General features: G+C 28.3%; 9 protein-coding genes. 8 read left to right on the top strand and 1 reads right to left on the bottom strand.

The genetic code is table 11. The features are described 5' to 3' along the window. From I2E98_RS13165 to cls, 6 genes are all read left to right on the top strand, one after another. Positions 1 to 2,333, top strand: a 2,333-nt coding sequence (locus tag I2E98_RS13165) for a starch-binding protein (protein WP_195469356.1), incomplete at its 5' end; no start/stop codon positions are given. 100 nt (positions 2,334 to 2,433) lie between these two features. Next, positions 2,434 to 2,754 (top strand): DUF5661 family protein, encoded by a 321-nt coding sequence (locus I2E98_RS13160; RefSeq protein WP_195469355.1) that lies wholly within the window; start codon positions 2,434 to 2,436, stop codon positions 2,752 to 2,754. A 141-nt stretch (positions 2,755 to 2,895) separates the two neighbouring features. Beyond that, complete coding sequence (locus I2E98_RS13155) at positions 2,896 to 3,186, top strand: Dabb family protein (protein WP_195469354.1); 291 nt, start codon at positions 2,896 to 2,898, stop codon at positions 3,184 to 3,186. Positions 3,187 to 3,211: 25 nt separating this feature from the next. After that, positions 3,212 to 4,228: a phosphotransferase gene (locus I2E98_RS13150; RefSeq protein WP_195469353.1), complete on the top strand. Its 1,017-nt coding sequence runs from the start codon at positions 3,212 to 3,214 to the stop codon at positions 4,226 to 4,228. A 140-nt stretch (positions 4,229 to 4,368) separates the two neighbouring features. Next, positions 4,369 to 4,914, top strand: a complete 546-nt coding sequence (locus I2E98_RS13145) for a nitroreductase family protein (RefSeq protein ID WP_195469352.1) — start codon at positions 4,369 to 4,371, stop codon at positions 4,912 to 4,914. Between the two features lie 210 nt (positions 4,915 to 5,124). After that, a complete protein-coding gene (cls, locus tag I2E98_RS13140) occupies positions 5,125 to 6,564 on the top strand; it encodes a cardiolipin synthase (RefSeq protein ID WP_195469351.1) in 1,440 nt (479 codons plus the stop codon). 246 nt (positions 6,565 to 6,810) lie between these two features. On the opposite strand, the gene I2E98_RS13135 is transcribed toward cls, so the two are convergent. After that, entirely contained in the window at positions 6,811 to 7,713 is a 903-nt protein-coding gene (locus I2E98_RS13135; RefSeq protein ID WP_195469350.1) for a LysR substrate-binding domain-containing protein, read from the bottom strand. A 190-nt stretch (positions 7,714 to 7,903) separates the two neighbouring features. On the opposite strand from I2E98_RS13135, the gene I2E98_RS13130 reads away from it, so the two are divergent. Continuing rightward, positions 7,904 to 8,929 (top strand): putative sulfate exporter family transporter, encoded by a 1,026-nt coding sequence (locus tag I2E98_RS13130; protein ID WP_347708040.1) that lies wholly within the window; start codon positions 7,904 to 7,906, stop codon positions 8,927 to 8,929. Between the two features lie 195 nt (positions 8,930 to 9,124). After that, positions 9,125 to 9,655, top strand: a complete 531-nt coding sequence (locus I2E98_RS13125; protein WP_195469348.1) for a cob(I)yrinic acid a,c-diamide adenosyltransferase — start codon at positions 9,125 to 9,127, stop codon at positions 9,653 to 9,655. Positions 9,656 to 9,713 lie beyond the last annotated feature (58 nt).

Genomic DNA, 9,713 nt, shown 5'->3' with positions numbered 1-9,713 from the left:
CAAGTGCAAATGTTTATGTATATGATGAAAGTGGAAGCACAGTAAAAGAACTTGCAGCATGGCCAGGTGTAGCAATGACAAATGAAGGTAATGGTTACTATAGTTATACATTACCAGAAGGATGGGGAGATAATACTCAAGTAATATTTAACAATGGTACTGCTCAAATTCCAGAAGCTGAAATGCCAGGTTTCGAATTACCAACAGGTAAAGTAGGAACTTATGCAGATGGTAATTGGACATTAGAAGATATAGGAGATAATCCAGATGATCCAGATGATCCAGACGATCCAATAGTTTCAGATACATCAATTGCAAAAATTAAATTACCAAGTGGTTGGACAAGTGCAAATGTTTATGTATATGATGAAAGTGGAAGCACAGTAAAAGAACTTGCAGCATGGCCAGGTGTAGCAATGACAAAAGATGCTGATGGATTATATAGTTATACATTACCAGAAGGATGGGGAGATAATACTAAGGTAATATTTAACAATGGTAGCGCTCAAATACCAGCTGCTGAACAACCAGGTTTCTCATTACCAACAAATAAGATAGGAACTTATGCAGATGGTAATTGGACATTAGAAGATATAGGAGATAATCCAGATGATCCAGATGATCCAGACGATCCAATAGTTTCAGATACATCAATTGCAAAAATTAAATTACCAAGTGGTTGGACAAGTGCTAATATCTATGTATATGATGAAAGTGGAAGCACAGTAAAGGAAGTAGCAAAATGGCCAGGTGTAGCAATGACAAATGAAGGTAATGGTTACTATAGTTATACATTACCAGAAGGATGGGGAGATAATACTAAGGTAATATTTAACAATGGTAGCGCTCAAATACCAGCTGCTGAACAACCAGGTTTCTCATTACCAACAAATAAGATAGGAACTTATGCAGATGGTAATTGGACATTAAAAGAGATAATTAAACCTATAACAATATCTTCATTTACAAGTGATAAATTATCACCACAATATAAAGATACAACAATGACTTTAACTGCAAATGCAACAGGTGGAAATGGAAGTTTACAATATAAATTTACAGCTACAGAAAAGACTACTGGAAAAGAAACTGTTATTAGTGATTATTCATCTAAAAATAGTGTTGAATGGACACCACTAGCATCTGGAACTTATGTAGTAAAAGTTAACGTTAAGGATAGTGATGGTACAGTTGCGGAAGAAAAGTTTGAGTTTGAAATAAAAACAAAGGATATAATTGTAAAATCTCTTACATTAGATAAGACTGAAGGAAAAATAAATGAAGTTGTTAATATTTCAGCTGAAGCTGAAGGTGGAGTAGGTGCATTAAATTACAAGTTCTACTACAAGAAAGATGGAAAATATACTTTAATTCAACAATACTCTACTAGTAATACTGTGGCGTGGACACCAACTGAAAAAGGAAGTTATATTGTTTATGTTGATGTTAGAGACGGTGCAGGAGTTACGAAGTCACTTAACATTACTCCATATGTAGTAAATGGTGATACTTTAACAATAAATAGTTTTGAAGCAGATAAAACATCTGTAGAAGCAAATACTAAGGTAACTCTTACTGCAAATGCAGAAGGTGGAACTGGAGAATTAAGCTACAAATTCTATTATAAGTATAATGATAAATATACTAAGATCCAAGATTACTCAACTAAAAACACTGCTAATTGGACTCCTACTGAAGATGGATACTACAGATTATATGTAGATGTTAAAGATGGCGCAGGTAATGTTAAAACTAAAGCATTTGATTTTATTGTTGGTGAGGTAGAGGATATACAAGTAGAATTTACACTTAGCACTAAGAGTGGAGTAGTTAATACACCAGTAACTATAGATGCTACATCTGAAGGTGGAGTTAATCCAGTAACTTATAAGTTCTATTATAAGAAAGATGGAGCTTATACTATGATTAAAGATTACTCTGATAGCAGTTCAATAGAATGGACTCCGGAAGAAGAAGGAACTTATGCTATATATGTAGCTGCTAAAGATGCAAGTGGAAAGATAGATGCAAAATATACTAATTTCACTGTTGGAAAAGGTGTAGAAATTACAGATATATCTTTAGATAAGACTACTATTAAAGTTGGAGATAGCGTAAATATAAAAACTACAGCGACTGGAAACTCTAGTTTACAATATAGAGTAGCAGTTCATGATTTCGATAATACATGGACAACATTACATGATTTTAAATCTTCTAATACAACAACTTGGAAACCAGAAATTGCAGATAAGTATGTAATTTGGGTAGATGTTATTGATGAAGATGGAAATTATGCTTCAAAATCAATAGAAGTAACTGTAACTGAATAGTAAAAAAATAAACTAGGACTACTACAAATAATTTTGTAGTAGTCTTAATTTATGTATTATCATATCATAATATATAAATTACTTTGAATGTGAGGTATAAATGAAACATACTCAGTGGTATATATTAAAGGTAAGAGGAGAAAATAATAGAATTTCTTTTACCATGGAAGAAGCAGCTGAAATAGCTAATAAAATTGGAATTGATTTTAGCAAGGAAAAATTTAATTTAAATGAATTTACTATGGGCGTTAATGTAGAACTTGAACATGGTACTAAATTTCCAAAGGCTAATGTAACTAATAATGATCCAATTTTAACAGGAAAAATTGCCTATGCACATTTGTTAGAATTTCCTGATTATTATACTAGGCTTAAAAAGCTCGAATCAGAAGCTGATGCTTATTGGAAGGGAAAAGTATAACTAAATATTCATTTATAAGAAAAGATTTTTGTAGAGTAGACAAAAATCTTTTTTTTATAATGAAAATAATATAAGAAAAAGAAATTTATTAAATATTTGATATAATTAAAGTATAAATTAATTTAAAGGGAGATGTATAAGATGATTAAACATATTATTTTATGGAATTTTCAAGAAGGTAAAGGCAGTGAAGAGGATAAACTAAAAATAAAAAATGGTCTTGAATCATTAAAAAATAAAATACCAGGAATTGTTGAAATTGAAGTTATAACTAAGCCTATAGCAGGAAGCAATGCTGAAATAATGTTAAATAGTACTTTTGAAAGTATAGAAGCACTAAACAATTATCAAGTGCATGAAGAACATGTTAAGGTTGCAACATTTGTTAGAAGTGTTACATGTAATAGAATGTGTATGGATTATGAGGTATAGGATGGTACATACAAAGGAGAAGTAAATGGAGAGATTATATATTGATAATATAGTTAAGCAGTACTTTGAAAGTGAAAATTATTATGTGAAAAATGGATCTAGTGGTATGAATAATACCACTAAGTTTTTAGTTGTAGATAATGAAGAGTTTATTCTAAGAATATATGAGAGTCATAATGATAATGAAAAAGTTAATTATGAACATACAGTTTTAAGAGCTTTAGGGGAGAAAAATTTAAGTTTTAATATACCAGAACCTAAACTGAATTTAAATGGTAGCACAATAGGGGTAAGCACTGATGGAAAATTAGTATCAATGGCGAAAATGATTAAAGGAAATAATCCTATATTAGAAAATGTTGAACAATTTTATAGTTTAGGAAGCATTGTTGGTGAAATAACAAGAGAATTAGGTGAAGTTAATATTAAAGAGAATCCTATATATTCTCCATGTTATGAGTTGGAAAAGTCCTATCCTAAATGTCCATTAAATAAAGTTATAGAATTTTGCCTTAATCCTCCTGAGGATTTTAATGAGGAAAAGAATGAATTAATTGATTTAAGTAGATATTTTATGAAATTTAAGGGATGTATCCCAGAGTTGAGAAGTTTACCACATCAATTAATTCATGGCGATATTAATGCCTCTAACGTCTTAGAAGATGAGGATAATAATATTTCAGCGGTATTAGATTTTGAATTTGTTGCTAGAGATTTAAGAGCTATGGATTTAGCTATATGTTTATCAGAAGCTATTGCAAATAAAAATAGTGATGAGTTTAAATTTAGTTGTATGAAAAGATTTATTGATGGATATAAGAATAATATTAACTTAACAATAGATGAAATAAAAGCAGTTCCAACACTTATTATGCTTAGAAGATTAGATGTAATTGTACATTTTCTTGTTAGATATAATGAAGGAGTTAGTAATGGCTTTATGCCAGCATCAGAAATACTTAAGAAACAAATTGTTAAGGCAACTACTTTATGTAAGTGGGTAAGTAAAAATGAAAATGAAATAATGGAACTATTTATGTAGGTTAAAAAAATTCACTTTAGAATTTAAAGTTACACAAGATAGATTAATTCAATAATAGAATAGAGAATTAGTATTTAAGAATAATGGTGCTTTTTTATTTATATAAATTATATAGAAAGCAAATTTTGGAGGGAATTTAGATGAATGAGGTTATTAAAAATATTAAATCAAGAAGAAGTTGTAGAGCGTATAAGGATGAACAAGTAGATACTGAGATTTTAAATGAAATTTTAGAATGTGCTTTATGTGGGCCAAGTGGCATGAATAGTCAAGGATGTTATTATACAGCTATTCAAAATAAAGAGATTTTACAGGAATTAAATAATGAAGTGAAAGAAGTATTTAAGGAAAGAGGAGAGGCAAGGGGTTCTGATGGAAATTACAATTTTTACTATAATGCACCTACTCTTATAATAGTTACTGCAAAGAAGGACTATAAATATTTTTATACAGATGGATCAGCAGGACTAGAAAATATATTTTTAGCAGCAACATCTTTAGGGCTAGGATCTTGTTGGATAAATCAATTGGGGGATACTTGTAATTCACCTTCAGTAAGAAAGATACTTGATAGATGTCATATACCATCAGATTTTGAGGTAATTGGATGTGCAGCTATAGGGTATGCAGTAAAGGAAAGTATTGAACCAAAAAGAGTTCCAGGAAGAAGCTTAATTGTTAGATAGTAAAAATAGCATGATAATTTTAAAAATAAAACCTTTATTAGAAAATATATTTATTAAATTTAATTATATTTGATGATAGAGGTTTTATTTATTTTATTATAAAAACTATAAGGTTGATAAAAGACGAGAAATTAATATATACTGTAGTAAAATCTGAATTATAAATAGAGAAGATTTAGTGAAAAATAATTTGTAAAGGAGATGAATGTGATGTTTAAATTTTTAACTGTGTTAATTCATATTATAAATTTATTAACAATAGCTTATATGATATTTAAGGAAAAGCGCTCACCAAATAATATTATAGCTTGGACTTTAATTTTATACATAGCACCATTTATAGGATTTATAGTATTTTTGCTTGTTGGAAGAAAAATGAACAAGTCAAATATGTTTGGGATTAAAAATGCAGAAATAAAGGTCTTAGACAAATATAATAGGCAAGTAAAAGAAAGAAGCCAAATACAATTAGAAAATAGCAATTTTAAAAATATAGATATTATAATGGCATTAGAGACTATGGATTATTCACCATATAGAGATGATAATGAAGTGTGTATGTATTCAGATGGAAAAGAGTTTTTTGATGCATTGCTTAAAAGTCTTAGTAAGGCTAAAAAAAGTATAAATATAGAGTTTTATATATTTAAAAATGATGACATAGGAACAAAAATATTAGATATATTAGAAGAAAAGGCTAAAAATGGAGTTGAAGTTAGATTACTATATGATTCTGTTGGAAGTAGGTTATTAAATAGAAATGTATTAAAAAAGTTGAGAGCAGTTGGTGGAAAAACAGGAGAGTTCTTTCCTTCTTGGCTAAAATTTATTAATATTAATATGAATTTTAGAAATCATAGAAAAATAGTTGTTATAGATAATAAAGTTGGTTTCGTTGGTGGATTTAATGTTGGAGATGAGTATTTAGGAAAAGATAAAAATTTTGGATATTGGAGAGATACTCATATTAAATTTAAAGGTAGTGCAGTAAAAGATTTAAATTTAAGATTTTTAGCTGATTGGAGATATGCAACTAAAGAAGAAGTAGATTTAAGTCAGGTATTAGAAGTTAGTGATGAAAATATTGGAGAGCCTAATACAGGCATGCAAATAGTATCAAGTGGACCCAATTTAAGTGATAGATATGAAATTAAGTTAGCATATTTAAAAATGATTCAAAAAGCTAAAAAGTATTTATATATCCAATCACCTTATTTAATTATTGATAAAACTATATCAGATAGTTTAAAGTTAGCTTCAACATCAGGAGTAGATGTAAGAATAATGATACCAGGAAAAGGAGATCATCCTTTTGTATATTGGGCAAATTTAGTTTATGCTGGAGAGTTATTAGATTATGGTGTCAAAATATATCATTATGATAAAAATGCCTTTCTTCATGCTAAGACTGTAGTTATTGATGATGAAGTCTGTTCAATTGGAACAGCTAATATGGATACTAGAAGTTTTGAATTAAATTTTGAAGTTAATGCATTTATTTATTCAGAAACTATATCAAAGCAACAAAAAGCTGAGTTTGAAAAAGATATATTTAAGTGTGAAGAGTTAACACTAGAAAAATATAAAAATAGAAGTAGAGGGGTCAAAATTAAAGAATCACTATCAAGACTATTCTCCGACGTACTATAACTAAATTGTTCGTTACGTGGAAGCGAAAAAATGAAATATTTATTTTCCAGTAACGGTGAAATTTTCACCTAGAATTTATATAATTGATTCCGTAAAGTTTGCTAAAGTTTTTAAACTCGCTATTCGCTCAAACAGTAAAAACTTCTTTACGCAACTTTACTCCATCAATTATTAAATTCTTAACGCAAATTACACAATTCCTGGAGGTTATATCATTAATTTTTCGGCTCCACGTGACGAACAATTTTATTCATGTTGGGAGTTAGGGCATTGGGTGTATGTTTTAAGCTCTTCTAAGAAAATATTTGCTGCTTTTGATAGTGTTAATTCCTTAGGATATATATATGAAAATGATCTAGTAAAATCATTATTAAGTTTTATAGAAGCTAATTCATTGCGAGATTCAGCTTCTGCAATTACATGTTTAGATGTAATTGTTAATCCTAAATTATTTCTAACAGCTTCTTTAACTGATAAATTACTTCCTAATATCATCATATTTTTAGGAATAATTTTATGTTGTGTAAAGAATAAATCAAGATATTCTCTAGTACCTGATCCTTCCTCTCGGGCAATCCATCTTCTGTTTTGAAGATTATCTATATTAAGTTCTTTATCTTTTAAATCACTGTTAAAAGGAACAACAAGCACCATTTCATCTTCTAAAAAATATTCTTGTTTAAATAGAGCTGATGAAGCTGAACCCTCTATAAGACCTATATCTAATTTCATTTTTTTAAGTTCTCTAGATATAATTGAAGTATTTTCTATAATAACCTCTATGTCAACATCAGGATATTTAATAGAAAAATCAGCTAAAAATTTTGGAAGGATATATTCTCCTATAGTTAAGCTCGCTCCTATCTTTATACTTCCTTTAACTGAGCTTGAAAGTGTCTTTACATCGAGAAATGTAATATCTAAAAGATTTATAATTTCTTTAGCTCTTTTATATAGAGTATAACCACTTTCTGTAATAGATATAGTTTTTTGTTTAACCGATCTATTTATTAAGGTAACTCCAAAAGTAATTTCTAAATTTTTTATATGAGTACTGACACTTGGTTGTGAAAGATTTAAATATTCAGCGGCTTTAGTAAAATTTTTAAAATCAACAACTGCAATAAAAGTTTTAAATTCTTCAATCAATGTAATAACCTCCTAGTATTAATGGGTAAACTAATTCTAATAATTATTATTATATATTAATTATTAGAAAAAGTAATGGTTATTATGATTAATATTTATTTTACTAATAATATTTTAATAGATATACTATGTTATGTAATGAATGTTCTGAAATGAATGTTCTGAAATTATTAAGGAGGAAATGATATACATGAAGAATAGTAAATTTATTAAATATATAAAAGATATATTACCTGGACTTTTAGTGTCAGTAGCAGTAGCACTAGTAGGAATATTTATGGCTAAATTTCTACCTAAGTTAGGGGCTGGAACAATATCAATATTTTTAGGAATGTTTGTAGGAAATTTATTTTTAAATCAAGATGTGTTTCAAAAGGGATATAAGTTTTCAGAAACTGATATATTATCATATTCCATTGTTCTATTAGGAGCAACTTTAAGTGTAAATACATTGTTAGAGCTTGGTATAGGTGGATTTGTTTTTATAATATTACAAATGGCAATAACAATAATTGGTGCAATATACATAGGAAAGAAATTAGGCTTTAGTCAAAATTTTAGATTTTTAATGGCAAGTGGAAATGCTGTATGTGGTTCATCTGCTATAGCAGCAACAGCACCAGTAATTGATGCAGATGATAAAGAAAAAGGTATAGCAATTACTATAGTAAATATTACAGGAATAGTTTTAATGTTTATTTTACCGATAATAGCTAGAGCTTTATTTAATTCAGAGACAATGCAGACAGGGGCTTTAATTGGTGGTACTTTACAATCAGTAGGTCAAGTTGCTGCTAGTGGAGCCATGGTAGGCGAAGCAGTAAAAGATATGGCTATGATTTTTAAGATATTAAGAGTTGTACTATTAGTTGTTGTAGTATTTATATTTGGACATTTAAAAAATAAGACTAATGAAGAAATAGTAGAGGAAGAAGTAAAGGAAATTGAAAAGAAAAAAGTTAGAATTCCTTGGTATGTTATAGGATTCTTTGTAACTTGCGCTTTATTCTCATTAAAGGTTATACCAGTAAATGTATCTCATGTATGTAAAACTATAAGTAATAATCTTGAAATTATAGCATTAGCAGCAATTGGATTAAGAGTTAATGTAAAAGAATTACTTAAGCAAGGAAAAGCTGTATCTTTATATGCATTAGGTGTAGGATCATTACAAATAGTTGCAGCAATAGTGTTAATATTTATATTAGTTAGATAGTTGAATTAAAAGTTAAGGAAAAAGAAAAAATATTATTTAGATAATATTATAAACTTTAGCCTTAGCTTTTATTTATAAATAGTATAAGTTTTTTGAAAATCATAAAGGATAAAGTGAAAAAGTTGACAATAATGTTATATAAAAAGTATTATAGTTAAAAAATAAATTATAGATAATATACTAGGAGTGAATGTTATGGAAAAGGGACTTATACATATATATTGTGGAGATGGAAAAGGAAAAACTACAGCAGCTATGGGGTTAGCAATTAGAGCAGCTGGTAGAGAAAAAAAAGTTTTTATAACTCAATTTTTAAAAAGCGGAAAAAGTGGAGAATTAGTGTCTTTAGATAAATTGAAAGAGTATATAACTTTTTTACCAGGAAAACCTGTAAATAAATTCGTATGGAACATGAATGATGAAGAAAAGAGGGAAGCAAAGAAGGAGCATACAGCTAGATTTAAAGAGATAGTAGAAATTATAAAAACAAAAGAGTATGATTTATTAATATTAGATGAACTAATAGCAACTATAAATAATGAATTTATCGAGTTAAAAGATGTTATAGACTTCTTAAAAAATAAGCCTGAAACATTAGAGGTTGTTATGACAGGAAGAAATCCTAAGGAGGAGCTTATAGAACTTGCAAATTATGTAACAGAAATGAAGTGTATAAAGCATCCTTTTGAAGAAGGCATTCCATCTAGAATAGGAATAGAACTATAAAATATCTAGTAAATAGTATTTAGTTAATATATAATACATAAGGTGTAAGAAGTTTAGG

Origin of the sequence: Clostridium sp. D43t1_170807_H7 (assembly GCF_015555905.1) — a bacterium.
Lineage (GTDB): Bacteria > Bacillota > Clostridia > Clostridiales > Clostridiaceae > Clostridium.
Note: the sequence above shows the minus strand (reverse complement) of the source record. Positions and strands in the feature narration are given on the sequence as shown.

Coding starts and splice junctions, on each gene's coding strand:
- I2E98_RS13160 (WP_195469355.1), top strand. CDS start 2,434: ATGAAACATACTCAGTGGTATATATTAAAGGTAAGAGGAGAAAATAAT.
- I2E98_RS13155 (WP_195469354.1), top strand. CDS start 2,896: ATGATTAAACATATTATTTTATGGAATTTTCAAGAAGGTAAAGGCAGT.
- I2E98_RS13150 (WP_195469353.1), top strand. CDS start 3,212: ATGGAGAGATTATATATTGATAATATAGTTAAGCAGTACTTTGAAAGT.
- I2E98_RS13145 (WP_195469352.1), top strand. CDS start 4,369: ATGAATGAGGTTATTAAAAATATTAAATCAAGAAGAAGTTGTAGAGCG.
- cls (WP_195469351.1), top strand. CDS start 5,125: ATGTTTAAATTTTTAACTGTGTTAATTCATATTATAAATTTATTAACA.
- I2E98_RS13130 (WP_347708040.1), top strand. CDS start 7,904: ATGAAGAATAGTAAATTTATTAAATATATAAAAGATATATTACCTGGA.
- I2E98_RS13125 (WP_195469348.1), top strand. CDS start 9,125: ATGGAAAAGGGACTTATACATATATATTGTGGAGATGGAAAAGGAAAA.